This window comes from Streptomyces sp. SID14515 (assembly GCF_010548505.1).
Classification (GTDB): Bacteria; Actinomycetota; Actinomycetes; order Streptomycetales; family Streptomycetaceae; genus Streptomyces; species Streptomyces caviscabies.
The window spans coordinates 69,139-92,381 of the sequence record NZ_JAAGMH010000040.1; the positions used below are offsets into that span (position 1 = coordinate 69,139).

A 23,243-nucleotide genomic window follows, 5' to 3' on the forward strand; every position below is an offset into this window, starting at 1 on the left:
CCGTTCTTGCGATGATCGCCCCGTGACCTCCCCCCAAAGCGACCCCGCGCCCCAGCCGCCCCAGGGCCACTCACACGGCCACACGCACAGCCACGGACCCGCCGCTCCCGTCTCCAAGCATCTGCGCAAGGTCATCGCCGCTGTGGTGATCCCGTTCGCCACGGCGGTCGTCGTCGGCCTGATCGCGTTCTGGCCCGGCGGCGTGCCCGACCACGAGCGCACCGGCGTCGGATTCGACCGGCAGACCCAGGACGGCAAGGTCGTCCAGGTCGTCAAGGTCGACTGCGCGGACGTCAACGCCGCGCAGGTGCCTCCGACCGGGGACACCTCCACGCCCTCGGGCCGGGAGGCCGTCAACGAGCAGGAGGGGGAGTGCGCGAAGGCCACCATCGAGGTGACCAGCGGCGACGAGAAGGGCCGCAGGTTCGTCGAGGTGGTCCAGCCGGACGCGCCCCGGCAACTGAAAGAGGGTCAGGGCGTGGTCGTGGCGTACGCGCCCGACGCGCCGCGCGACCTCCAGTACTCCGTGACCGACGTGGACCGGAAGTTCCCGATGGCGCTGCTGGCCGGGATCTTCGCGCTGGCGGTGGTCCTGGTGGGCAGGCTCCGCGGAGTGATGGCGCTGGTGGCGCTGGCCGTGTCGTTCGCCGTACTGACCCTGTTCATCCTGCCGGCGATCCTTCAGGGATCGAATCCGCTGGTCGTGGCGGTGATCGGGGCCAGCGCGATCATGCTGGCGGCGCTCTATCTCTGTCACGGGGTGACGGCCCGTACATCGGTCGCGGTCGTCGGCACGCTGATCTCGCTGCTGCTGATCGGGCTGCTGGGCTCCCTGTTCATCGGCTGGGCGAGCCTCAGCGGCAACACCGACGACAACACCGGCCTGATCCACGGCCTCTACCCGGACATCGACATGAGCGGTCTGCTGCTGGCCGGCATCATCATCGGTTCGCTCGGGGTGCTCGACGATGTGACGGTCACCCAGACCTCCGCCGTCTGGGAACTGCACCAGGCGGACCCGGAGATGGGTTGGAAAGGGCTGTACCGGGCAGGTATCCGCATCGGGAGGGACCACATCGCCTCGGTGGTCAACACCCTGGTGCTGGCGTACGCGGGCGCGGCGCTCCCGCTGCTGCTGCTCTTCTCCATCGCCCAGAGCAGTGTGGGAACGGTGGCCAACAGCGAGCTGGTCGCCGAGGAGATCGTCCGCACGCTGGTCGGGTCGATCGGCCTGGTCGCCTCGGTGCCGGTGACCACGGTGCTCGCCGCGCTGGTCGTCTCCGCGGACCGCCCGGGGTCCGGCGGCGCACAGACGGCTACGGCCGCGCCCGCGCGGAGCGGCCGGGGCCGTCGGCGCAAGAAGTGATGACGGACCGGCGGCACAGGACGGGATGACGGACCGTCGGCTGTACCCACCCGGTCAGCCGGCGTTCTGCTCCTCGGCGAGGATGCGGCCGAGCGCGTCCTCGAGGTTCCCGTCGAAGTCACCCTGCGTGTGCTCCTGACCGAGCGGCACGAGCTTGTCCGTCCGGTCGAGAAACGCCACCAGTGGCGCCGTCCCCGCCCGGAACAGCGCACGGTCCGCGCCGACCTGGAGCCGGATGTGCACATCGCCGAGGCCCTCGGGCTCGGTCGGACCGATGTGCACATCGCCGTCGCCGCTCGGGCTGTTGAGCCCGTCCAGCAGCAGTTCGCGGCCGAACGCCCAGGTCACAGGGGCATCGCCGGGCAGGTGGAACGTCATCCGGATGGCGTACGGATCGCCGACCTCGTACCGGAGCTCCACCGGAATACGGAACGAGAGCTCCTCGGAGACGAGGAAGCTCATCATGACCTCTGCTTGAACCGACTCGCGCATCGTTCAACCCCGCAGTAGATGAAACTGGCCAGGAATGATCCCCCATGGCCCTATTGACGCCATCGTGGTGCACGCGATAGCAGATCACAAGGAGTGATTTTTCAGATACTGATAGAGAACACGAACGAACGCAAGAGGCTGGCGACTTCGCCACGTAGCTGTTCGACTGCGGGCAGCAACCGATCTTCCCGGTCCAGGGGTACGGAAATGGCCATCGCCGCAATGGTGGCACCGGCCGTGACGGGAATCGCGGCGCACACGGTCCCCAGTGCGTACTCCTGGCGTTCGATGACCGGTTCACCTCGTCGGAGGGTGCGCAGGCGTTCCAGAAGTGTGGCGCGATCTCGCACTGAGTAACGGGTGAGAGGGCGCACGGGGTGCCGGTCGAGGTGGTCCTCGCGGGCCCGCTCGTCGAGTTGGGCGAGCAGACACTGGCCGATGGCGTGCGCGTGGGCGGTCTCCCGGAACGAGGCCCACTCCTCCACCGCCGGGGTGTCGGGGGCGTCCGCGACCGCGATGAGCTCGATCTCGCCGTCGCAGTAGACGGCGCAGTACACCGGAGCGCCGATGACGTCGCGCCAGTGGCCGAGGGAGTCGGCGACGGACGCGGGGCGCGGGCGGCTCCTGACGCCGGGGGCGGCGGTCAGGTTCTCGGCGGCCGCGCCGAAGTGGAAGACACCGTTCTCGCGGCGGAGATAGCCCTCATGGGTGAGGGTCCGCAGCAGGTGGTAGGCGGTCGGCAGCGGAAGCCCCGCCTCACGTGCCAGCTGCTTGGCGGGAGCCCCGTCCCGATGGGCGCCCACAGCCTCCAGCAGCCTCAACGCCCGTTGAACCGAACCGATCAACGTCGGGACAGCGGTGCTCGATGCCGTGGTCAAAGGTCACCCCCAGGCATGGTGACGGGCCGTCGGCCCTCCTGTGGGGGCCGCCCCCACAGGCCTGCCGCGATCCTGAGGACCGGAGGGGACCGGAGATCCGGTGACCCGTGACCGGCGAGGACCGGTCCGGGCGCCGGCGATCGGAGGCCAACGACCGGACTGTCGTACCCAGGACCGATCAGGCGATCGATGTGGTGACGGAAGGTCACATTCCGGATGGCGGCAGCGTTTCGCCACTGTATCGGCCGCTTGCGGCAGACGGGTGGTTTCCTCCGGGACTTAGCTCTGCTGGGCTAATCCGCCCGGGACGCTGACCGCGCCCTCGTCCTTCGGGACCGGGCCGGACGGAGCGGGCCTGGTCGGACGGAACAGGCCGGCCCCCGCGCCGGCCCGGGATCCGTGTTCTACCAGTCACCGCGCGAGGACGACGACATGAACTTGCGGACGACGAAGATCAGACCGCCGACCACGACGACGAAGACCAGCAGCTTGAAGAGCAGGCTGATCACGAAGCCGACCACGCTGGCGATCAGACCGCCGAACACGAAGATCGCAATGACGGGCACCGCGATCCACTTCACCCACCAGGGCATTCCCGCGAATATCTCCCGCACGGCCATCGCCTCTACCTCGTCTCTGTGAAGTCCTTGCCTCGATGCTAAAGGCGCGAGGGCCCCCGATGGGCGGCCGGCAGCCCTTGAAGACCCCTGATCCAGCCCCTAGGGATCCCCGAGAACGGGAGCCCGGGGCCGGCGGCCTCAGCCCTCCGGCGGCGAGAAGACGACCATGACCCTCAGGTCCTCGGTGATGTGGTGGAACTTGTGGGCCACACCCGCGGGCACATAGACGACGCTTCCCCTGCCGACCTGCGTCGTCTCCATCCCCACCGTGATCGCCGCCCGCCCGCTGACGACGAAGTAGACCTCGTCCTGCTGGTGGGGCTGCTGCGGATCGAGCTCGCCCGCGTCCAAGGCGTACAGGCCGACGGACATATTGCGCTCCCGCACGAACTGCAGGTAGGCGCCGTCGTTGGCGGCGCGCTCCGCCTCCAGCTCGTCCAGTCTGAATGCCTTCATGGTCCGTCCCGCCCCTTGTGCCCACGCTGTCGGCTGTACCCGTGCTGCCGGTGTCCACCACCGATCATGTCTGCCACGATCAGACACATGAAGAATTTCGTAGTCAAGACGATCGCCAACGCGGGTGCGCTGGCCGTTGCCATCTGGCTGATCGGCAACATCACGCTGGAGGGCGGCAGCACCGGCCGCAAGGTCCTCACCCTGATACTCGTCGCGCTGATCTTCGGCCTGGTGAACTTCCTGGTGAAGCCGGTGGTCCAGCTGCTGACGTTCCCCTTGTTCATCCTGACGCTGGGGTTGATCACGCTGGTGGTCAACGCCCTGATGCTGATGCTGACCTCCTGGCTGGCCGGCGTGTTCGACCTCAGCTTCCACGTCGACGGATTCTGGACGGCGGTGCTCGGCGGACTGATCATCTCGGTCGTGTCCTGGGCGCTCAACGTCGTCCTGCCCGACGAGGACTGATACCGGTACCGGGATCTGGCGGAGGGCCGCTCCGGGGCCTCTGAGAGAGTGCGGAGGACACCGGTCCACCACCGGATCCACCACCGGATCCACCACCCGGGGAAAGCAGTGAAGGAGCAGCATGAGCACCATGGGCGACGGAACGCGTGCGGTACGCGCCGGGCTTCCTGAACCGGAGCAGTTCGGGCCGACCCTGCCCGGCCCGGTCTTCGCCGCGCACTTCCACCTCTCCGGCGAGCCGGTGGGCCCGTACACCTACGGCCGGGAGACCAACCCGACCTGGACCCACCTGGAGCGGGCCATCGGCGAGCTGGAGGCTCCCGGCGAGGAGGTGGGCACGACGGTGTTCGCCTCGGGCATGGCGGCGATCACCGCGGTGCTGCTCTCCCAGGTCCGCTCGGGCGACGCCGTCGTCCTGCCCGACGACGGCTACCAGGCGCTGCCGCTCGTACGGGAGCAACTGGCCGCGTACGGGGTCGAGGTCCGGACCGCGCCGACCGGCGGCGATGCCCAGCTGGCCCTGCTGGCCGGGGCGAAGCTGCTGTGGATCGAGAGCCCGTCCAACCCGGGCCTGGACGTCTGCGACATCCCGCGGCTGGTGGCGGCCGCGCACGCGGCGGGCGCCCTGGTCGCCGTCGACAACACCCTGGCCACCCCGATCGGCCAGCGCCCGCTGGAGCTGGGCGCCGATTTCTCGGTCGCCAGCGACACCAAGGGCATGACCGGGCACGGCGACATCCTCCTCGGCCATGTGACCTGCCGCGATCCCCGGCTGACAGCGGACGTACGGCGCTGGCGCAAGGTCGTCGGGGCGATTCCGGGGCCGATGGAGGCCTGGCTCGCGCACCGCTCGCTGGCCACCCTCCAGCTGCGGATCGACCGGCAGTGCACCACCGCGCTCGCCCTCGCCGAAACGCTGGCCAAGCGCGCGGAGGTCACCGGGCTGCGGTATCCGGGCCTGCCCACCGACCCGTCGTACGCCGTCGCGGCACGCCAGATGCGGCGCTTCGGCTCCGTGGTCTCCTTCGAGCTGGCCGACCGGGAGACCGCGGAGCGCTTCCTCTCCGCACTGCGCCTGGTCGACGACGCGACGAGCTTCGGCGGCGTCCGGTCCACCGCGGAGCGCCGGGGCCGCTGGGGCGGCGACGCCGTGGCGGAGGGCTTCATCCGCTTCTCGGTCGGCGCGGAGGACCCCGAGGACCTGCTCGCCGACGTCGAACAGGCGCTGGACACGGCGGTCCGGTAGGCCGGAGGAGTTTCAGACGGGCCTCCACGGGCCACTCTCTTGCCATGACCGAACGTCCTGTGGTCAAGCGCACCGCACGCGCCGTCCTGCTCGACGGCGACGATCTCATCCTGATCAAGCGCACGAAGCCGGGAGTCGATCCGTACTGGCTCACGCCCGGCGGTGGGGTCGAGCCGGAGGATGCCACCGTCGTCGAAGCGCTGCACCGCGAGGTCGACGAGGAGCTCGGCGCCAAGATCGTCGATGTGGTCCCGTGCTTCGTCGACACCGTGGAGCACATCGCGGACGGCGGCGTGACGGGAGTGAAGGTCCAGCACTTCTTCGTCTGCCGGCTGGCGTCGATGGACGTCTCCCTGCGGCACGGACCGGAGATCGACGAGCCCACCGGGGAGTACGAGATCGTCCGGGTGCCGTTCAGCCGGGTCGGGATCGCGGCCGTGCACCTCGTACCGCTGTCCCTGCGGCACTACCTGGACGGCAACATCGAAGGCGTACGGGCGATGCACGCCCCCGACCTGGGCTGACGCCCCCCGCCTCGGGCAAGCGCCCCCGTCCCGGCCGGGGCGCGTACTCCCCGGCCGGTACGCGTGGATACTCCCGGTGCCGGACGACCCGGGGTGTCCGGCTCAGCATCGTGTTTCACGTGAAACCACTCAAGCGCCCCGTACGCCGAGGGGTCCTCGTCGCCCATGTCGCCGTCTCCGTCAGCTGGCTCGGTCTGACCGTCGGTCTGCTGACGCTCGGCCTCACCGCCTTCCTCACCGCAGACCCCGCCACCGCGAGCGCCGCCACCCGGGCCATGAAGGTCTTCGGTGACTGGCTGGTGGTCCCGGTGGCGCTGCTCTCCCTGGTGAGCGGCCTGGTGCTGGCGCTGGGCACTCCGTGGGGTCTGGCCCGGCACCGCTGGGTGTGGACCAAATTCTGGCTGACCCTGATCACGACCGGACTGTCGATCTTCTCCCTGCGCCCCGGCATCGACGCGGCGGTCGCCGACGAGGTGGTGGACATCAACCTCGTGATCGCGCCGTCGGTCGCCACGGCCACCTATCTCTTCATCACCGCGATCTCGGTGCTGAAGCCCTGGGGGCTCACTCGGCGCGGCAGGCGGCTGCGGATCTCGGCCAGTTCCGCGAAATCGGTGGACGCGCCATCTCCCCGTCAGACAGCCTGACCCCATGCACAGCCCATCACCCCGCTCCCTCGTCGACCTGCCGATCCGGCGCCTGAACCGGGGAGATCTGGTCCCCTGCGCCGATCTCTGCGAGGACCGCGGCTGGCCGCGCGACGAGCACCGGTGGGGGCTGCTCCTCTCGGCCGGCACCGGCTACGGGATCGACGCCCCGGACGGCAAGGGTCTGGCCGCAACCTGCCTGACCATGCCGTACGGATCCGACCTCACCGCAGTCGGCATGCTGCTCGTCGCCGAACGCTACGGACGTCAGGGGCTCGCCCGGCGGCTCATGCGGTATGTGATGGACGCGGTGGGGGACAGCCCGCTCGCGCTGTACGCCACCGAGCAGGGACGGCCGCTCTACGAAGGCCTCGGCTTCTCCCCCGTGGGCCGGGCCGAACGCGTCGGTGGCCGTTTCGGCGCTCCCGGCCCCGACGGCTCCCCCTCGGCCTCTTCGTCCCGCGCGTCGGTGACCACCCGCCCGGCCGCGGCGGACGACCTGCAGGCGATGGTCCGGCTCGACCTCCCCGTGTTCGGTACCGACCGGACGCATCTCCTCGCCCGGCTGCCCGCCTTCTCCGACCGGCTCCAGGTCGCCGAGGAGCACGGCGACCTGGTCGGCTACGCGGCGCTCTGGCCGAGCGGGCCCGCCGAGGTGGTCGGGCCGCTGGTCGCACGGGACACCGCCACCGCGCAGGCTCTGGTCTCGGCCCTGGCCGAGACGACGGACCGGCCGCTGCGGGCCGATGTCGACGCCCGGCACAAGGAACTGCTCGGCTGGCTGGCGGAGCACGGTCTCGAGCCCCTCTCCGGGACCACTGTGATGACGTACGGCATCTCCGACCTGCCGGGCGACGCCGCCCGCAGGTTCGCCCCGCTCACCGTCGCGACGGGCTGACACGGAACAGCCGCACCGCCACGAGGGCGGTGCGGCTGATGCGCTGCGGGCTGATGCGCGGTGGCTGATGTCCGGTGCGGGTGCCTTTCGATGTGGCTGTTTTTCGGGGCGGCTGTTCGCGATACCCGGGTCAGTGTCGAGCCGCCGCCACGGCGGCCGGTTCGAGGCTGCTCCCGGCCACGATCCGGCCCTTGCCGGTCTCCCGGCGCTCCAGCAGGCTGGAGAGCACGGCCAGGGCCAGCGCGGACGCCGCGAGCACGGCGCCGACCCAGTTGGGGGCGGTGTAGCCGAGACCGGCCGCGATCACGAGGCCGCCGAGCCAGGCGGAGAGGGCGTTGCCGAGGTTGAAGGCCCCGATGTTGACGGCGGAGGCCAGCGTCGGCGCGCCCGACGCCTGGTCGAGGACCCGCTTCTGCAGCGGCGGCACGGTCGCGAAGCCCAGGGCGCCGATCAGGACGATGCTGACGGCCGCGGCGAACTTGTCGTGGGCGGTCACGGTGAACAGGCCGAGGACCACGGCGAGCGCGCCGAGCGAGACGTACAGCAGGGGCATCAGATGGCGGTCGGCGAGCCTGCCGCCGATCAGGTTGCCGCCCACCATGCCGAGGCCGAAGAGAACCAGCAGCCAGGTGACGGACGAGGCGGAGTAGCCGGCGACCTCGGTCATCATCGGGGTGATGTAGGTGATCGCGGCGAAGACTCCGCCGAAGCCCAGGACGGTCATGGCCATCGCCAGCAGGACCTGGACGTTGCGGAACGCGGCCAGCTCGTGGCGGATGCGCACGCCCTCCGGCCTGGGCTGGTCCGGAACGAGCTTGGCGACGCCGAGCAGGCCCACGACGCCGAGAGCGGCGACGACGAGGAACGTGGTCCGCCAGCCCGCGGTCTGTCCGAGATACGTGCCGAGCGGCACGCCGACGACGTTGGCGACGGTGAGCCCGGTGAACATCATCGCGATGGCCCCGGCCTTCTTCTGCGGGGCGACCAGATCGGCCGCGACCACCGAGCCGATGCCGAAGAACGCACCGTGGGCGAGGGAGGCGATCACCCGTCCGGCGAGCATGACGCCGAAGACGGGGGCGAGCGCGGACACCACGTTGCCCACGATGAACAGCCCCATGAGGAGCATCAGCATGCGCTTACGGGTGACGCGGGTGCCGAGCAGCGTCATCAGCGGGGCGCCGAGGACCACACCGAGCGCGTAGCCGGTCACCAGGAAGCCTGCGGTCGGGATCGAGACCTGGAAGTCACCGGCGACCTCGGGGAGCAACCCCATGATCACGAACTCGGTCGTTCCGATCCCGAATGCCCCGATGGCGAGAGCGAGGAGCGCGAGCGGCATGGGTTCACCTTCTCTGGAGATTGCGTCTGCGCCTTACGAGCGTCCACAATAATTGCAGACGCTGGTTAATTGCAAGCGCGGGCTATTGCAGACGTCCTCTATCCTGGAGTCACGCAGCTCCCGCCCGGAGGAGAGAGACATGACAGCGACCGACCCCGCCCTGACCGCCATCGCCCAGAGCTGGTGCGCGCTCTCGCTGCTCCACGGGAAGATCGAGGCCCGTATCGAGCGGGCCCTCCAGGCCGGCCACGGGCTGAGCGCACGCGAGTACTCGCTGCTCGACGTATTGAGCCGGCAGCACAACGGCCCCGGCGGGCATCTCCAGATGAAGCAGGTCGCCGACGCCGTCGTCCTCAGCCAGAGCGCCACCACCCGGCTCGTCACCCGGCTCGAGGACCGTGGGCTGCTGACCCGCTATCTGTGCGACACCGACCGTCGAGGCATCTACACCGACGTCACCGAGGCCGGCCTCACGCTGCTGGAGGCCGCCCGGCCGACGAACGACAGCGCCTTGCGGACGGCCCTGGACGAAGCGGCGGAGAACCCGGAGCTCGCTCCTCTGGTCAGGGCGGTCGAGGAGCTGAAGGTTCCGGTCTGACCGACCCCGGTCGACAGGCCGCCCCCCCTGGGATCGCCAGCCTAGGATGCCGATCATGAGTGATCTCGAAATACGCCCCGTCGCCCCGGACGACCTGGCCGCGGTGGTCGCGATGCTCGCCGACGACCCTCTGGGCGCACAGCGCGAGTCCCCGGACGACCTCACCCCGTACCGGGAAGCGCTCCAGCGGCTGGCCGACGACCCGAACCAGCACGTGGTCGTCGCCGTTCGCGAGGACCGGGTCGTCGGCACCCTGCAGCTGACCATCGTCCCGGGGCTGTCCCGCCGTGGCGCGACCCGTTCGATCATCGAGGGCGTCCGCATCCATGGCGACGAGCGCGGCAGCGGCCTCGGCACCCAGCTCATCCAGTGGGCGGTGGACGAATCCCGCCGCCAGAACTGCCAGTTGGTGCAGCTGACCTCGGATGTCACCCGCGAGGACGCACACCGCTTCTACGAGCGGCTCGGCTTCACTGCCAGCCATGTGGGCTTCAAGCTGGCGCTCTGACGAGGGCGGGCCGGTGGGTGTTTCACGTGAAACACCCACCCGCTCCCAGGGGGCGCCCCATCGGCCGAGACCGCTCGGCCACCCCCGGCCCGGAACTCAGCCGCCGAGCCCGCGCCAGCCCTCCGCGTCCACGCCGCCGGGCACGGCCGCCCCGGTCTCGTAGGGCTCCCGGGTGAAGACGAACGAGCCGAGGTCCAGGTGGTCCACCGAGCCGTCGGCCCGGCGTACGACGCGCAGGGTCTCCCCCGCGTAGTAGTCGTTCTGGCCAGTCCAGGTGCCGTCCGACCGGTACCTGAAGGCCGCACCGCGCCCCTTGCCGCCCAGCGGCGTGAGCCGAAGCCCCCGGTCCCCCGTGAGCGTCAGCGTGAACGTGCTGGTGCCCCAGTGCCAGATCCCGGTCAGCGCGAGCAGTTCGTCGTCCACCTCGGGCAGCGGACGCCAGGGGTCCGGGATCCGCGGCTCGGCGTCGACGACGATCCCCAGCAGTTCGGCGGCCACCGTCGCCGCGGGCAGTCCGGAGGTGGCGTTCGCGAGGACGACCGCCGCCACATCCTCCTCCGCGCAGACCCAGAGGCCGGCGACGAACCCGGGAAGCGAGCCCGAATGCCCGAAGAGCACGCGCCCTTCGCCCCCGACGATCTGGAGCCCGAGACCGTACCCACTGCCGCCCGTCTCGACCGGCGCGGCAGGCGTGCGCATCTCCTGCACGGAGGAGGCCGACAGGACCCGGTCGTCGCCCTCGGTCAGGAAGGCGGCGAACCGCAGCAGATCCGCCGTGGTGGACCAGAGCTGCCCGGCGGGCGCCATGATCCCGAGGTCCTCCGAGGGCTCGCTCAGCATGACGTCGGCCCAGGGATGGACGGCCCAGCCGCCCGCGTGCGGCGCCACCGGCCCGGCCGTCGTCCGGCGCATACCCAGCGGTTCCAGGATCTCGCGGCGCAGCGCCTCCTCCCAGGAGACCCCGCGTACCGCTTCGACCAGCGAACCGAGCAGGGTGTAACCCGGGTTGGAGTAGTGGTGGCGATGCCCGGCCGGATGCATCTGCGGCCGCTCGCCCAGCACATCGGCGAGCTCGGGCCGCAGGCTGCCGGGCGTCCGCTCCCACCAGGGCGCGGGCGTCTCGGCGCCCAGCCCCGCGGTGTGCCCCAGCAGCTGATAGACGGTCGCCCCGCCCGCGCCCGTGCCGGGAAGGTGCTTCTCCAGGGGATCGTCCAGATCGATCAGACCCTCGTCCCGCAGCCGCAGAACCAGAACGGCCGTGAACGTCTTGGTGATCGACCCGATCCGGTACTGCGTATCGGCGTCGGGAGCATGCCCCTCGACGCACGTACGCGCCCCGCTCCAGGCCGTACGCCCCTGTCGCCGCACCGCGGCCACGAGGGACGGCGCTCGGCCGTCCCGCTGTGCGACGGCGATGCGGTGCAACAGGGCACGCCGGGTGGTGGGAAGCAGCTCTTCGTCGATGGAAGTCATGGTCCAACCCCTACCTGACGGCCCGCCCCTTGACGAACCCTTTTCCACGGAGTCGAGCCTTCCGCGCCATGGACGCCCGGCGAGCACACGGGTGGGCGTCCGGCGCGTTCACAGGGCGCCGAGAAACCCTCCGACAGCCTCGGCGAATTCCACCGGCACGGTCTCATGGACGCTGTGCCCGGCCGGAAGCTCCACGAGCCGGGTACGAGGACGCCGTGCCGCCATGCTCCTCGCGTGCTCGGCGCTCAGGACCGTGCTGCGGCCGCCGCGGACGAGCAGGGCCGGGCAGTCGCCGGCCAGCCAGTCGTCCCAGTGGTCACCGTTGAGGAGCCGCTGCGAGGCGTTCATGTCCCGCGGGTCGAAGGCCAGACCCCAGCCGTCCGGATACTCGCGCACGGCGTCCACGAGGTACGACGCCGACGGCCCGAGCCCGTGCAGCAGCCCGGAGCGTGTCGACGCGCGGTGCGGCCAGGACAGGGCGAAGGACAGGTCGTCGTCGACCTGGGCGCCGATGTCCTCGACGATCAGGGCGTCCACCAGGCCCGGGCGCCGGGCCGCCAGCTGGTAGGCGTTGACGCCCCCGAGGGAGTGGCCGAGCACGACCGCGCCGCCGATCCCCAGGTGCTCCAGCACGGCCGCGGCGTCTTCGACATAGCCGGTGCGGGAGTAGTCGGCGGACCGGTCGGAATGGCCGTGCCCCCGCTGGTCGAGCGCGACGACCCGCCAGGCGTCGCCCAGTTCACCGGCGAGACGCGTGAACGTACGCCCCTCCCCGAAGTGCCCGTGCAGAGCCAGCAGCGGACGGCCCGGACCACCGAAGTCGAGAAAGGAAAGCCGCCGCCCGGACACGTACATCGCGCCGCGTTCGGGCTCGGGCGGGGTTCTCGTCGTCATGGCCGCCAGTATGAGCGCTCCTTGACGCGAGGTCAGGAGGCCTCGGTGCGGTGGTCCACCGTGCCACGTGCGGGCGTCGACCTGAACCGACAGTCGGCTCCACTAACGTCATCCCGACAGACATGCGCACCACGGACGTCAGCCCGACGAACTCCCAGGAAGGAAGATCCTCCATTCCCACCAAGACCGTGCAGATCCCCACCGCGGACGGCCTGGCCGACGCCTTCGCCGCCCACCCCGACCACGGCGGGCGGCATCCGGGGGTCCTGATGTACGCGGACGCCTTCGGCATCCGGCCCGCACTGCGGGAGATGGCCCACGAACTGGCCGGCCACGGGTACTACGTGCTCGTCCCCAACTTCTTCTACCGGAACGGGCCGACACCGGTCGTCGACCTTCCCGAACACATCGGAGAGGAGGACCGGCCCGCGCTCATCGGCCGGCTGATGCCCCTGATCCAGGCGCACACCACCGAACGCGTCCAGCGCGACGCCGACGCCTACCTCGGTTTCCTCTCGGCTCAGCCCGAAGTGCAGGCCGGACCGGTCGCGGTGACCGGCTACTGCATCGGCGGCCTCCTGGCGACCCGCACCGCCGTGGCCCATCCCGGACAGGTGGCCGCCGTCGCCGCGTTCCACGCCCCCGTCGCCGCCGACGGGCCCGACAGCCTGCGCCGTCTCACCGCCGAGGTCCACTTCGGCCACGCCGCGACGGACATCACCCCCGAGGCGCTCGGCGAGCTCAACCGGTCCCTGGACGCCGCGGGGATCGACTACACCTCCGAGATCTACCCGGACACCGTCCACGGCTTCACCATGTCCGACACCGATGCCTTCGGCCCGGCCGGACTGCGGCGCCACTGGGACCGTCTGCTGCCCCTGCTCGCCCGCACCCTGGCGCGCGGCTGACGCTCCGGGGGCACGCCCGACCGCAGGCTCCGGCGACGGGCACAGGCGTCCGTCAGGTCTGCGCCATGTCCACGAAGCGGGAGTAGTGCCCCTGGAAGGCCACGGTGATGGTGGCCGTCGGACCGTTACGGTGCTTGCCGACGATGATGTCGGCCTCGCCCGCGCGCGGTGACTCCTTCTCGTACGCGTCCTCGCGGTGGAGCAGGATGACCATGTCGGCGTCCTGCTCGATGGAGCCGGACTCACGCAGGTCGGACACCATCGGCTTCTTGTCCGTGCGCTGCTCGGGGCCACGGTTCAGCTGCGAGAGCGCGATCACCGGGACCTCCAGCTCCTTGGCCAGCAGCTTCAGGTTTCGGGACATGTCCGAGACCTCCTGCTGACGGCTCTCGGACCGCTTCGACCCACCGGCCTGCATCAGCTGCAGATAGTCGATGATCACGAGCTTGATGTCGTTGCGCTGCTTGAGCCGGCGGCACTTCGCGCGGATCTCCATCATCGACAGGTTGGGGGAGTCGTCGATGTAGAGCGGGGCGGCGGAGACCTCGGGCATCCGGCGCGCGAGCCGCGTCCAGTCCTCGTCCGTCATCGTGCCGGACCGCATGTGGTGCAGGGCCACCCGCGCCTCGGCCGACAGCAGACGCATCGCGATCTCGTTGCGGCCCATTTCGAGCGAGAAGATGACGCTGGGCAGGTTGTTCTTGATCGACGCGGCACGCGCGAAGTCCAGCGCCAGCGTGGACTTGCCCATGGCGGGGCGGGCCGCGATGACGATCATCTGGCCGGGGTGCATGCCGTTGGTCAGGGCGTCCAGGTCCGTGAAGCCCGTCGGCACACCGGTCATCTCGCCGCTGCGCGAGCCGATGGCCTCGATCTCGTCGAGCGCGCCCTCCATGATGTCGCCGAGCGGGAGGTAGTCCTCGCTGGTGCGCTGCTCGGTGACCGCGTAGATCTCGGCCTGCGCGGAGTTGACGATCTCGTCGACGTCCCCGTCGGCCGCGTATCCCATCTGCGTGATCTTCGTGCCCGCCTCGACCAGCCGTCGGAGCACCGCCCGCTCGTGGACGATCTCCGCGTAGTACGAGGCGTTGGCCGCGGTGGGGACGGACTGCACCAGGGTGTGCAGATACGGCGCTCCGCCGACCTTGGTGATCTCCCCGCGCTTGACCAGCTCGGCGGCGACGGTGATCGGGTCGGCCGGCTCACCCTTGGCGTAGAGGTCGAGGATCGCCGTGTAGACGGTCTCGTGGGCGGGGCGGTAGAAGTCGTGCCCCTTGATGATCTCCACGACGTCCGCGATGGCGTCCTTGGACAGCAGCATGCCGCCGAGGACCGACTGCTCGGCGTCGAGATCCTGCGGCGGCACCCGCTCGAACCCGGGGGAACCGCCTTCCCAGGCCTCGTCCGAGCCGCGGTCGTGGCGGTCCTCACGCCCCTTGCGGTCCCCGCGACGCTGGCGGGAGACAGGCAGACGGTCCCCGGGACCGGTCTCGGTCCAGGGGTCGTCCAAAGGCTCGGGAATGCTCACCGGGCCGCCTCCTCCCGTCCGCATCGCGGACCTAGCCGTGCCACTCTTTCTTACGGCACGGCACCGACAAACAGGTCGCCCGACTCCACTTCCGGCGCGTCTGGTTCGGTGGATTCCGGTGCCGGAACGGAGTGCGGGCGCCGCACCACGGTAGGCCCCTCCGCACCGTCAGCCAATCTGGTTATCCACAGGGCATGTGGACGACGGACCAGATGCTGTGGAGAACCCCGCCGAACCTGTGCACGGACCGGGGGACAGCACTGTGGACAAACTCATAGCGATATCGGCGTAACCACTCTGACCTGCATCTTCTCCATCCACTGACTGTGGGGGAGAAAAACTTTCGCCCTCATTTCAAGATCACCGCAAACGGCGCGGGAAGGAAGGCCCCGCCGAGCGAGAAGTAAGGGCCAAGGACCGATTGCATCTCTTACCTGTGGAAGATTAGATTGACCCCCATGACCAAGGCCCCCGCGACCTCGAAGAACGGCCGCCGACGACACGACCGCGAGATCATCGCCCTTGCCGTGCCGGCGTTCGGAGCGCTCGTCGCCGAGCCCCTGTTCGTGATGGTCGACAGCGCCGTCGTCGGCCACCTCGGCACCCCGCAACTGGCCGGGCTCGGCATCGCCGCGGCTCTCCTGATGACCGCCGTGAGCATCTTCGTCTTCCTCGCCTACGCGACCACGGCGGCCGTCGCCCGCCGCGTCGGGGCAGGCGATCTGCCCGCCGCCATCCGCCAGGGCATGGACGGCATCTGGCTCGCCCTGCTGCTCGGCGTCGCTGTCGTCGCCCTCGCGGTCCCGACGGCCCCCTGGCTCGTCGACGTCTTCGGCGCGTCCGACACCGCGGCTCCGTACGCCATCACCTACCTGAGGATCTCCATCCTCGGCATCCCGGCCATGCTCGTCGTGCTCGCCGCCACCGGCGTACTGCGCGGCCTCCAGGACACCCGCACCCCGCTGTACGTCGCCATCGGCGGTTTCACGGCGAACGCCGTCCTCAATGTGACCCTCGTCTACGGTGCCGGGCTCGGCATCGCCGGATCCGCGTGGGGCACGGTGATCGCCCAGGTCGGTATGGCCGTCGTCTACCTCGTCGTGGTGGTCCGCGGAGCCCGGAGGCACGGCGCGTCCCTGCGTCCCGACGCGGCCGGCATCAGGGCCAGCGCACGGGCCGGCGTCCCCCTGCTGGTCCGGACCTTGTCTCTGCGCGCCGTCCTGATGATCGCCACCGCCGTCGCCGCCCGGCTCGGTGACGTCGACATCGCCGCGCACCAGATCATCCTCTCCCTCTGGAGCCTGACCGCCTTCGCACTCGACGCCATCGCCATCGCGGGGCAGGCGATCATCGGCCGCTATCTGGGGGCGGACGACGAGAAGGGCGCGCGCGAGGCCTGCCGTCGCATGGTCGAGTGGGGCATCGGTTGCGGCATCGCACTCGGCGTCCTCATCGTGCTCGCCCGCCCTCTGTTCATCCCCCTCTTCACGAGCGACCCCTCGGTGAAGGACACCCTGCTCCCCGCGCTCCTGGTCGTGGCGGTCTCCCAGCCGATCGCCGGAGTGGTCTTCGTCCTGGACGGCGTCCTGATGGGAGCCGGCGACGGACGCTATCTCGCCTGGGCGATGCTGGTGACGCTCGCCGTCTTCGCTCCTGTCGCGCTCCTGGTGCCCACCCTCGGCGGCGGGCTCACCGCGCTCTGGTGGGCGATGACACTGATGATGGCCGTCCGCCTCGTCACGCTCTGGCTGCGTGCTCGATCGGGCCGGTGGATCGTCACCGGCGCTACGCGCTGATCCGCTGATCCGCACACTTCGCGGCACGGGCGGCTTGTTTCACGTGAAACAGGCCGCCCGTTTCACGTGAAACGTCCACGGTGTTTCACGTGAAACACCGTCGCCCCCGGAACACGGCGAAGGGCCGCACCCAACGGGTGCGGCCCTTCACTGACTCAGCTGAGCTCTGCCCTTAGGCAGCAACGACCTCGACGCCGAGCTTCGCTGCGACCTCGGGGTGCAGACGGACGGACACCTGGTGTCCGCCGAGCGTCTTGATCGGCGAGCCGAGCTCGACGCGACGCTTGTCGACGTCGGGACCACCGGCAGCCTTGATCGCCGAAGCGATGTCGGCCGGGGTCACGGAGCCGAAGAGACGGCCGGCGTCGCCGGAGCGAACAGCCAGACGGACCTTCACGCCCTCGAGCTTGGCCTTGATCTCGTTGGCCTGCTCGATCGTCGCGATCTCGTGGATCTTGCGGGCGCGGCGGATCTGCGCCACGTCCTTCTCGCCGCCCTTGGTCCAGCGAATGGCAAAGCCACGCGGAACCAGGTAGTTACGGGCGTACCCGTCCTTGACGTCGACGACGTCGCCGGCGGCACCGAGGCCAGAGACCTCGTGGGTGAGGATGATCTTCATGCTCTTGTCACCCTTCCCTTATCGCGCGGTGGACGTGTAGGGCAGCAGCGCCATCTCACGGCTGTTCTTGACTGCCGTGGCGACGTCACGCTGGTGCTGCGTGCAGTTGCCGGTGACGCGGCGGGCACGGATCTTGCCGCGGTCGGAAATGAACTTCCGCAGCATGTTCGTGTCCTTGTAGTCCACGTACTGGGTCTTGTCCTTGCAGAACGCGCAGACCTTCTTCTTAGGCTTGCGCACAGGCGGCTTCGCCATGGTGTTTCTCCTGTGTGATCAAGAAGTGGGGTACGAGCAGCCCTAGAAGGGAGGCTCGTCCGAGTAGCCGCCGCCAGAGGCACCGCCGGAGCCGGAACCGCCGGAGCTTCCGCCCCAGCCGCCTCCGCCGCCCTGCTGTCCCCCGCCGCCCTGGCCGCCTGCCGGCGCGCCGGTCGCCCACGGGTCGTCGGCGGGTGCACCGCCGCCGCCCTGCTGGCCACCGCCACCGGGACCGCCGCCCCAGTTGCCGCCGCCCTGCTGGCCGCCGCCGTATCCACCCTGACCGCCCTGACCACCGCGACCGGTGGTCTTGGTGACCTTGGCCGTGGCGTTCTTGAGGCTGGGGCCGACTTCCTCGACGTCCAGCTCGTAGACCGTGCGCTTGACGCCCTCACGGTCCTCGTAGGACCGCTGCTTCAGCCGGCCCTGCACGACGACGCGCATGCCTCGCTGGAGCGACTCCGCGACGTTCTCCGCCGCCTGACGCCAGACCGAGCAGGTGAGGAACAGGCCTTCGCCGTCCTTCCACTCATTGGTCTGCCGGTCGAAGATGCGGGGAGTGGACGCGACACGGAACTTCGCGACCGCCGCACCGGACGGGGTGAAGCGCAGCTCGGGGTCGTCGACGAGATTGCCGACGACCGTGATGACGGTCTCGCCTGCCATGGGTGAACCTCTCGGCGGGGATTGCTTCTGGCTGCTTGCTGCTACTCGGACCCGAAAACCGCTGAGCTAGATGCTCAGTGGATCTCGGGACGGAGGACCTTGGTCCGGAGGACCGACTCGTTCAGGTTCATCTGGCGGTCGAGCTCCTTGACGACCGCAGGCTCGGCCTGCAGGTCGATGACCGAGTAGATGCCCTCGGGCTTCTTCTTGATCTCGTAGGCGAGCCGACGACGGCCCCAGGTGTCGACCTTCTCCACCTTTCCGTCGCCCTCACGGACGACGGAGAGGAAGTTCTCGATCAGCGGGGAGACTGCTCGCTCCTCGAGATCGGGGTCGAGGATGACCATCACCTCGTAGTGACGCATGTGGAACCCACCTCCTTTGGACTCAGCGGCCACGGTCGTTCCGTGGCAGGAGGGTCGTGATGCGTGTTGCAACGGTGTTCCCGAGGAGAACACCCGGCACTGACGATCAGCTCCCGAACGATCCCGGAGTGGGGGTTCGGGTAGAGGCTCGCCGTGCTGGCCTGGGCAGACACCGGTGCAGACCGTACAGACTACCTGTAGACCGGCTTCCGGTTGAAATCAGGAGCTCAGAGGGCACAATCGAGACAGACGCGGTGTGAGAGGCGCTACACCCGCCGCAGTGCGGGAGGCCTTGGATCCACCGCCCATCCGTCCGGCCAGGAGGTACTCCATGGCACAGACCATTCGCCCCGCCACCGGCTCGCTCTTCGCGACGGACGGCAAGCCGCACCCGCTCCAGGACACCCTGCTCGCCGTGACCCTCGTGCTGGGCGCTCTCGCCTTCGTGACGGCGATGTTCCATCACCTGCACCTGATCAGCTCGTGGGCCGGGCTGGTCGGCATCCTGACCGGTGGGTACGGGATGTACGTCTCCAGGACCACCGGCGAGCGGTTCGGCCTGGTCATCGGGCTCGGCGCGTCCGCCGTCGGCTTCTTCCTCGGCATGGCCCACGGCGGCCTCTTCGGCGGCGTGATCACCTGACCGGACCACCGGCCGGAGCACGGGCCGGCGCGGGCGCCCAGGGCACCCGCGCCGGTCCGTCGCACGTTCCTGCCCCCGGGGCCAGGCCGGGCGCCCCTCGGTCACAGTAGGCTTCGGCGCGAGAGCCGGAGCCCCTGACCGATGGGGACACACCTGCCGAGGAGCGCCCCGCATGAGCCTGACCCTGAGGACCATCAGCCGAGAGCAGCATCTGGCGTACATCCAGAGCCTGCCCTCGGCCAGTCACTGCCAGGTCCCGGCGTGGGCTGATGTGAAGACCGAATGGCGCTCGGAGAACCTGGGCTGGTTCGACAAGAACGGCGAGATCGTCGGCGCCGGCCTCGTCCTGTACCGCCAGCTGCCCAAGATCAAGCGCTACCTGGCGTACCTCCCCGAGGGCCCGGTCATCAACTGGTACGCACCGAACCTGGACGACTGGCTCCAGCCGATGCTCGCCCACCTCAAGCAGCAGGGCGCCTTCTCCGTGAAGATGGGCCCGCCGGTGGTCATCCGCCGCTGGGACTCGGCGGCCATCAAGTCCGGCATCCAGGACCCGGATGTGAAGCGCCTGCGCGACGTCGAGGCCACCCACATCGAGCCGCGCGCCTTCGAGGTCGCGGACCGGCTGCGGAAGATGGGCTGGCAGCAGGGCGAGGACGGCGGCGCCGGATTCGGTGACGTACAGCCCCGCTACGTCTTCCAGGTGCCGCTGGCCAACCGCTCGCTGGAGGACGTCCTCAAGGGCTTCAACCAGCTGTGGCGCCGCAACATCAAGAAGGCCGACAAGGCCGGCGTCGAGGTCGTCCAGGGCGGCTACGAGGACCTGGCCGAGTGGCAGCGGCTCTACGAGATCACCGCCGTGCGCGACCACTTCCGGCCGCGCCCGCTCTCCTACTTCCAGCGCATGTGGACCGTCCTCAACTCCGAGGACCCCAACCGGATGCGGCTCTACTTCGCCCGCCACAACGGCGTGAACCTCTCCGCCGCCACGATGCTCGTCGTCGGCGGACACGTCTGGTACTCCTACGGCGCCTCCGACAACATCGGGCGCGAGGTCCGGCCGTCGAACGCGATGCAGTGGCGCATGCTGCGCGACAGCTACGCGATGGGCGCGACCGTCTACGACCTGCGCGGGATCAGCGACTCGCTGGACGAGACCGACCACCTCTTCGGCCTGATCCAGTTCAAGGTCGGCACCGGCGGCGAGGCCGTCGAGTACGTCGGCGAGTGGGACTTCCCGCTCAACAAGCTGCTCCACAAGGCGCTCGACATCTATATGTCGCGCCGCTGATCCGCTTCACTGCATACCTGGGCCGGCACCTCTCGGCACCCACCGTTCGTTCCTGATCCACCGCAGCCACCAGAAAGGTTCCGGGCCGCCATGGCGCTCTCCCTCTACGTCGACACCGCGCGCTGGCGGGCGCACCAGAAGTCCGTGATCGACCAGTTCCCCGGTCTCGTACCCGTCTGCAAGGGCAACGGCTACGGCTTCGGCCATGAGCGCCTCGCCGACGAGACGATCCGCTTCGGATCCGACACCCTCGCCGTCGGGACGACCTACGAGGCGGCCCGGATCAAGGACTGGTTCAGCGGCGACCTGCTCGTCCTGACCCCCTTCCGGCGCGGTGAGGAGCCCGTACCGCTGCCGGACCGCGTCATCCGGTCCGTCTCCTCCGTCGACGGGGTGCACGCCCTGGTGGGCGCCCGGGTCGTCATCGAGTGCATGAGCTCGATGAAGCGCCACGGCGTCAAGGAGGAGGAGCTCGGGCAGCTGCACGCGGCGATCGAGGACGTACGTCTCGAAGGCTTCGCCCTGCACCTGCCGCTGGACCGCACCGACGGCTCCGACGCCGTCGAGGAGGTCATCGGCTGGATGGACCGGCTGCGCGCGGCCCGGCTGCCGCTGCACACCATGTTCGTCAGCCATCTGCGCGCCGAGGAGCTGGCCCGGCTCCAGCAGCAGTTCCCGCAGACCCGCTTCCGCGCCCGTATCGGCACCCGGCTCTGGCTCGGCGACCACGAGGCCACCGAGTACCGGGGGGCCGTCCTGGACGTCACCCCCGTCGTCAAGGGCGACCGGTTCGGCTACCGCCAGCAGAAGACCGCGTCCGACGGCTGGCTGGTCGTCGTGGCCGGCGGTACGTCCCACGGGGTCGGCCTGGAGGCGCCCAAGGCGCTGCACGGCGTGATGCCGCGGGCCAAGGGCGTAGCCCGCGCGGGCCTGGCCACGGTCAACCGCAACCTGTCGCCGTTCGTCTGGGCGGGCAAGCAGCGGTGGTTCGCCGAGCCGCCGCACATGCAGGTGTCGATCCTGTTCGTGCCCTCGGACGCCCAGGAGCCCCGGGTCGGTGACGAGCTGGTCGCCCATCTGCGCCACACGACCACCCAGTACGACCGGCTCGTCGACCGCTGAGCCGCCCGGGCGCGGCCCTGAACGGCCGCGCCCGGGCCCCGGCTCAGCCGTCCCGGGTGGGCGTCGCGCCCCACTCCACCTGAGGTCCCGTGACCGTCGGGGCCGTGTGCCCGGACGGTCGGGCCTCGGGCGCCAGCACGAACGTGTCCGGAGCCCCGTCGAGGACTCCGCCCGACGGGTCGTCCGACCCGTCCCTGCGCACCGGGTCCTTCTCCGGCACGAGGATGTCCCGGACGATCAGCGCGCACAGGTAGAGCGTGCCCAGCAGGTGCAGGGCGATCGCGACCTGGTAGCCCTCCTGCGGCAGCCCCTGGTGCTTGTCCCCGCCGCTGGTGTAGGCGAGGTAGAACCAGATCCCGAGGAAGTACATGACCTCGCAGGCCTGCCAGATGAGGAAGTCGCGCCAGCGCGGCCGGGCCAGGACGGCCAGCGGGATCAGCCACAGCACGTACTGCGGTGAGTAGACCTTGTTCGTCAGGATGAACGCGGCCACCACCAGGAACGCCAGCTGGGCGAAGCGCGGGCGGCGGGCCGCGGACAGCGCCAGGCCCGCGATGCCCGCGCAGAACACCACCATCAGGACGACCGACGCGGTGTTGACCGTCTCCACGTCGATGGGCTTGCCGGTGCGCTGGGTGATGATCAGCCAGAACGAGCCGAAGTCGATGGGCCGCTCCTGGCTGAAGGTGTAGAACTTCCGCCACCCCTCGGGCGCGAAGATCATCACCGGCAGGTTCACCACCAGCCAGGCCGCCCCCGCGCCCAGCAGGGCCGTCCCGAACTCGCGCCACCGGCCCGCCCGCCAGCAGAGCACCAGGAGCGGGCCCAGCAGCAGGACCGGATAGAGCTTGGCGGCCGTCGCGAGGCCGATGAGGATGCCGAACGCGAGCACCCGGCCCCGGGACCACATGAGCATCGCCGCGGCCGTCAGGGCGACGGCCAGCAGGTCCCAGTTGATGGTGGCGGTGAGGACGAACGCGGGGGCCAGCGCGACCAGGAGGCCGTCCCAGGGGCGGCGGCGGTGCGTACGGACGGTGCACACGGCGATGACGACCGCGCAGATCATCAGCATGCCCGCGTTGACCATCCAGTACATCTGCTCGCGCTGCTGGATGGGGTCGCTGTCGGGCGTCAGCGTCAGCCAGGCCGCCACCTGCATGAACACCCCGGTCAGCACGGGGTACTCCAGGTACTGCATATCGCCGCTCAGCCGGTCGAAGTACGGCACCAGGCCGTCGGCGAACCCGCGTCCCAGAAAGAGGTGCGGAATGTCGGAGTAGCAGGCGTGCGTGTACTGCGAGGTGGCCCCGCGGAACCAGGCCCATTCGTAACAGGGGATCTTCTGCACCATGCCGAGGGCGAACATCCCGATCATGACCAGCGCGACGACGCGCACCGGCGTGAGCGGACCGTCGCCCAGCCGCGCCCAGCGTCCCACCCGGCCGCCGAACAGCTCGCTGCCGGCCGCCGCGACCTCGTCCTGATCGGTGGGCCGCACGACGGGCCGCTCCTGGTGCACGCTCGTGTCTTCTGCGCTGGGGCTTGGCATGCCGCACATCCTGCCGTACGGGGCTGTGCCCGGGGCAAGGACCGCCCGGGGACACGGCGGGAGCGCCGGGACGCCGTGTGCCGCCGGGAACGCG

At 70.0% G+C, this 23,243-nt stretch carries 26 protein-coding genes; 13 read left to right on the plus strand and 13 right to left on the minus strand.

Annotated elements, in window-relative coordinates; translation table 11 throughout:
- Positions 1-22: 22 nt before the first annotated feature.
- Positions 23-1,366, plus strand: a complete 1,344-nt coding sequence (locus G3I54_RS07625; RefSeq protein ID WP_164612368.1) for a YibE/F family protein — start codon at positions 23-25, stop codon at positions 1,364-1,366.
- Between the two features lie 54 nt (positions 1,367-1,420).
- On the opposite strand, the gene G3I54_RS07630 is transcribed toward G3I54_RS07625, so the two are convergent.
- The 4 genes from G3I54_RS07630 to G3I54_RS07645 all read right to left on the minus strand — a co-directional run bounded on the left by G3I54_RS07630 (position 1,421) and on the right by G3I54_RS07645 (position 3,812).
- The gene (locus tag G3I54_RS07630) at positions 1,421-1,858 is read right to left on the minus strand and encodes an SsgA family sporulation/cell division regulator (RefSeq protein ID WP_030077310.1); all 438 of its coding nucleotides are present in this window, start codon (positions 1,856-1,858) and stop codon (positions 1,421-1,423) included.
- 101 nt (positions 1,859-1,959) lie between these two features.
- Complete coding sequence (locus G3I54_RS07635) at positions 1,960-2,736, minus strand: helix-turn-helix domain-containing protein (protein WP_343240286.1); 777 nt, start codon at positions 2,734-2,736, stop codon at positions 1,960-1,962.
- A gap of 404 nt (positions 2,737-3,140) precedes the next feature.
- Entirely contained in the window at positions 3,141-3,350 is a 210-nt protein-coding gene (locus tag G3I54_RS07640) for a DUF5326 family protein (RefSeq protein ID WP_164612372.1), read from the minus strand.
- Positions 3,351-3,494: 144 nt separating this feature from the next.
- Complete coding sequence (locus tag G3I54_RS07645) at positions 3,495-3,812, minus strand: cupin domain-containing protein (RefSeq protein WP_030077305.1); 318 nt, start codon at positions 3,810-3,812, stop codon at positions 3,495-3,497.
- An 87-nt stretch (positions 3,813-3,899) separates the two neighbouring features.
- Between G3I54_RS07645 and G3I54_RS07650 the strand changes: the two genes are divergently transcribed.
- The 5 genes from G3I54_RS07650 (at position 3,900) to G3I54_RS07670 (ending at position 7,592) form a co-directional block, all read left to right on the plus strand.
- Positions 3,900-4,277: a phage holin family protein gene (locus G3I54_RS07650; protein ID WP_164612374.1), complete on the plus strand. Its 378-nt coding sequence runs from the start codon at positions 3,900-3,902 to the stop codon at positions 4,275-4,277.
- A gap of 121 nt (positions 4,278-4,398) precedes the next feature.
- Positions 4,399-5,523, plus strand: coding sequence for a cystathionine gamma-lyase (locus G3I54_RS07655; RefSeq protein WP_164612376.1), 1,125 nt, complete (start codon positions 4,399-4,401; stop codon positions 5,521-5,523).
- A 44-nt stretch (positions 5,524-5,567) separates the two neighbouring features.
- Positions 5,568-6,047, plus strand: coding sequence for an NUDIX hydrolase (locus tag G3I54_RS07660; RefSeq protein WP_003967847.1), 480 nt, complete (start codon positions 5,568-5,570; stop codon positions 6,045-6,047).
- Between the two features lie 119 nt (positions 6,048-6,166).
- Entirely contained in the window at positions 6,167-6,694 is a 528-nt protein-coding gene (locus G3I54_RS07665) for a DUF2269 domain-containing protein (protein ID WP_164612377.1), read from the plus strand.
- A 4-nt stretch (positions 6,695-6,698) separates the two neighbouring features.
- Complete coding sequence (locus G3I54_RS07670; protein ID WP_164612378.1) at positions 6,699-7,592, plus strand: GNAT family N-acetyltransferase; 894 nt, start codon at positions 6,699-6,701, stop codon at positions 7,590-7,592.
- Between the two features lie 130 nt (positions 7,593-7,722).
- Here G3I54_RS07670 and G3I54_RS07675 read toward each other — a convergent pair whose 3' ends face one another.
- Positions 7,723-8,934 (minus strand): MFS transporter, encoded by a 1,212-nt coding sequence (locus G3I54_RS07675; protein ID WP_164612379.1) that lies wholly within the window; start codon positions 8,932-8,934, stop codon positions 7,723-7,725.
- A 139-nt stretch (positions 8,935-9,073) separates the two neighbouring features.
- Between G3I54_RS07675 and G3I54_RS07680 the strand changes: the two genes are divergently transcribed.
- Together G3I54_RS07680 and G3I54_RS07685 are read left to right on the plus strand one after the other, a co-directional pair.
- Positions 9,074-9,532, plus strand: a complete 459-nt coding sequence (locus G3I54_RS07680; protein WP_164612380.1) for a MarR family transcriptional regulator — start codon at positions 9,074-9,076, stop codon at positions 9,530-9,532.
- A gap of 55 nt (positions 9,533-9,587) precedes the next feature.
- A complete protein-coding gene (locus tag G3I54_RS07685; protein WP_137229460.1) occupies positions 9,588-10,040 on the plus strand; it encodes a GNAT family N-acetyltransferase in 453 nt (150 codons plus the stop codon).
- 96 nt (positions 10,041-10,136) lie between these two features.
- On the opposite strand, the gene G3I54_RS07690 is transcribed toward G3I54_RS07685, so the two are convergent.
- Both G3I54_RS07690 and G3I54_RS07695 read right to left on the minus strand, forming a co-directional pair.
- Complete coding sequence (locus G3I54_RS07690; RefSeq protein WP_164612381.1) at positions 10,137-11,513, minus strand: serine hydrolase domain-containing protein; 1,377 nt, start codon at positions 11,511-11,513, stop codon at positions 10,137-10,139.
- Positions 11,514-11,621: 108 nt separating this feature from the next.
- Entirely contained in the window at positions 11,622-12,407 is a 786-nt protein-coding gene (locus tag G3I54_RS07695) for an alpha/beta hydrolase (RefSeq protein ID WP_164612382.1), read from the minus strand.
- 173 nt (positions 12,408-12,580) lie between these two features.
- On the opposite strand from G3I54_RS07695, the gene G3I54_RS07700 reads away from it, so the two are divergent.
- Positions 12,581-13,315 carry a dienelactone hydrolase family protein gene (locus G3I54_RS07700; RefSeq protein ID WP_164612562.1) on the plus strand — a complete coding sequence of 245 codons (735 nt, stop codon included), beginning with the start codon at positions 12,581-12,583 and terminating at the stop codon, positions 13,313-13,315.
- Positions 13,316-13,367: 52 nt separating this feature from the next.
- On the opposite strand, the gene dnaB is transcribed toward G3I54_RS07700, so the two are convergent.
- Positions 13,368-14,843 (minus strand): replicative DNA helicase, encoded by a 1,476-nt coding sequence (dnaB, locus tag G3I54_RS07705; RefSeq protein WP_026290418.1) that lies wholly within the window; start codon positions 14,841-14,843, stop codon positions 13,368-13,370.
- Positions 14,844-15,301: 458 nt separating this feature from the next.
- Here dnaB and G3I54_RS07710 point away from each other — a divergent pair, with 458 nt between their 5' ends.
- Positions 15,302-16,639: an MATE family efflux transporter gene (locus G3I54_RS07710; RefSeq protein WP_164612384.1), complete on the plus strand. Its 1,338-nt coding sequence runs from the start codon at positions 15,302-15,304 to the stop codon at positions 16,637-16,639.
- 172 nt (positions 16,640-16,811) lie between these two features.
- On the opposite strand, the gene rplI is transcribed toward G3I54_RS07710, so the two are convergent.
- The 4 genes from rplI to rpsF form a co-directional block, all read right to left on the minus strand.
- Entirely contained in the window at positions 16,812-17,258 is a 447-nt protein-coding gene (gene rplI / locus G3I54_RS07715) for a 50S ribosomal protein L9 (RefSeq protein ID WP_030576021.1), read from the minus strand.
- A gap of 18 nt (positions 17,259-17,276) precedes the next feature.
- Entirely contained in the window at positions 17,277-17,513 is a 237-nt protein-coding gene (gene rpsR, locus G3I54_RS07720; protein ID WP_003967857.1) for a 30S ribosomal protein S18, read from the minus strand.
- 42 nt (positions 17,514-17,555) lie between these two features.
- Entirely contained in the window at positions 17,556-18,179 is a 624-nt protein-coding gene (locus G3I54_RS07725) for a single-stranded DNA-binding protein (RefSeq protein ID WP_164612386.1), read from the minus strand.
- 74 nt (positions 18,180-18,253) lie between these two features.
- Positions 18,254-18,544: a 30S ribosomal protein S6 gene (gene rpsF / locus G3I54_RS07730; protein ID WP_018957345.1), complete on the minus strand. Its 291-nt coding sequence runs from the start codon at positions 18,542-18,544 to the stop codon at positions 18,254-18,256.
- Positions 18,545-18,875: 331 nt separating this feature from the next.
- Between rpsF and G3I54_RS07735 the strand changes: the two genes are divergently transcribed.
- The 3 genes from G3I54_RS07735 (at position 18,876) to G3I54_RS07745 (ending at position 21,600) form a co-directional block, all read left to right on the plus strand.
- Entirely contained in the window at positions 18,876-19,187 is a 312-nt protein-coding gene (locus G3I54_RS07735) for a hypothetical protein (protein WP_164612388.1), read from the plus strand.
- Between the two features lie 172 nt (positions 19,188-19,359).
- The gene (locus G3I54_RS07740; RefSeq protein ID WP_030077277.1) at positions 19,360-20,478 is read left to right on the plus strand and encodes a peptidoglycan bridge formation glycyltransferase FemA/FemB family protein; all 1,119 of its coding nucleotides are present in this window, start codon (positions 19,360-19,362) and stop codon (positions 20,476-20,478) included.
- 90 nt (positions 20,479-20,568) lie between these two features.
- Positions 20,569-21,600, plus strand: coding sequence for an alanine racemase (locus G3I54_RS07745; protein ID WP_137229448.1), 1,032 nt, complete (start codon positions 20,569-20,571; stop codon positions 21,598-21,600).
- A 43-nt stretch (positions 21,601-21,643) separates the two neighbouring features.
- Here G3I54_RS07745 and G3I54_RS07750 read toward each other — a convergent pair whose 3' ends face one another.
- Entirely contained in the window at positions 21,644-23,158 is a 1,515-nt protein-coding gene (locus G3I54_RS07750; RefSeq protein WP_203685647.1) for a glycosyltransferase 87 family protein, read from the minus strand.
- Positions 23,159-23,243 lie beyond the last annotated feature (85 nt).

Excerpts from the sequence above, each read along its gene's own strand:
- G3I54_RS07630 (WP_030077310.1), bottom strand. The coding sequence starts at position 1,858 with ATGCGCGAGTCGGTTCAAGCAGAGGTCATGATGAGCTTCCTCGTCTCC.
- G3I54_RS07645 (WP_030077305.1), bottom strand. The coding sequence starts at position 3,812 with ATGAAGGCATTCAGACTGGACGAGCTGGAGGCGGAGCGCGCCGCCAAC.
- G3I54_RS07650 (WP_164612374.1), top strand. The coding sequence starts at position 3,900 with ATGAAGAATTTCGTAGTCAAGACGATCGCCAACGCGGGTGCGCTGGCC.
- G3I54_RS07655 (WP_164612376.1), top strand. The coding sequence starts at position 4,399 with ATGAGCACCATGGGCGACGGAACGCGTGCGGTACGCGCCGGGCTTCCT.
- G3I54_RS07660 (WP_003967847.1), top strand. The coding sequence starts at position 5,568 with ATGACCGAACGTCCTGTGGTCAAGCGCACCGCACGCGCCGTCCTGCTC.
- G3I54_RS07670 (WP_164612378.1), top strand. The coding sequence starts at position 6,699 with ATGCACAGCCCATCACCCCGCTCCCTCGTCGACCTGCCGATCCGGCGC.
- G3I54_RS07675 (WP_164612379.1), bottom strand. The coding sequence starts at position 8,934 with ATGCCGCTCGCGCTCCTCGCTCTCGCCATCGGGGCATTCGGGATCGGA.
- G3I54_RS07680 (WP_164612380.1), top strand. The coding sequence starts at position 9,074 with ATGACAGCGACCGACCCCGCCCTGACCGCCATCGCCCAGAGCTGGTGC.
- G3I54_RS07685 (WP_137229460.1), top strand. The coding sequence starts at position 9,588 with ATGAGTGATCTCGAAATACGCCCCGTCGCCCCGGACGACCTGGCCGCG.
- G3I54_RS07690 (WP_164612381.1), bottom strand. The coding sequence starts at position 11,513 with ATGACTTCCATCGACGAAGAGCTGCTTCCCACCACCCGGCGTGCCCTG.
- G3I54_RS07695 (WP_164612382.1), bottom strand. The coding sequence starts at position 12,407 with ATGACGACGAGAACCCCGCCCGAGCCCGAACGCGGCGCGATGTACGTG.
- G3I54_RS07710 (WP_164612384.1), top strand. The coding sequence starts at position 15,302 with ATGACCAAGGCCCCCGCGACCTCGAAGAACGGCCGCCGACGACACGAC.
- rplI (WP_030576021.1), bottom strand. The coding sequence starts at position 17,258 with ATGAAGATCATCCTCACCCACGAGGTCTCTGGCCTCGGTGCCGCCGGC.
- rpsR (WP_003967857.1), bottom strand. The coding sequence starts at position 17,513 with ATGGCGAAGCCGCCTGTGCGCAAGCCTAAGAAGAAGGTCTGCGCGTTC.
- G3I54_RS07725 (WP_164612386.1), bottom strand. The coding sequence starts at position 18,179 with ATGGCAGGCGAGACCGTCATCACGGTCGTCGGCAATCTCGTCGACGAC.
- rpsF (WP_018957345.1), bottom strand. The coding sequence starts at position 18,544 with ATGCGTCACTACGAGGTGATGGTCATCCTCGACCCCGATCTCGAGGAG.
- G3I54_RS07735 (WP_164612388.1), top strand. The coding sequence starts at position 18,876 with ATGGCACAGACCATTCGCCCCGCCACCGGCTCGCTCTTCGCGACGGAC.
- G3I54_RS07740 (WP_030077277.1), top strand. The coding sequence starts at position 19,360 with ATGAGCCTGACCCTGAGGACCATCAGCCGAGAGCAGCATCTGGCGTAC.
- G3I54_RS07745 (WP_137229448.1), top strand. The coding sequence starts at position 20,569 with ATGGCGCTCTCCCTCTACGTCGACACCGCGCGCTGGCGGGCGCACCAG.
- G3I54_RS07750 (WP_203685647.1), bottom strand. The coding sequence starts at position 23,158 with ATGTGCGGCATGCCAAGCCCCAGCGCAGAAGACACGAGCGTGCACCAG.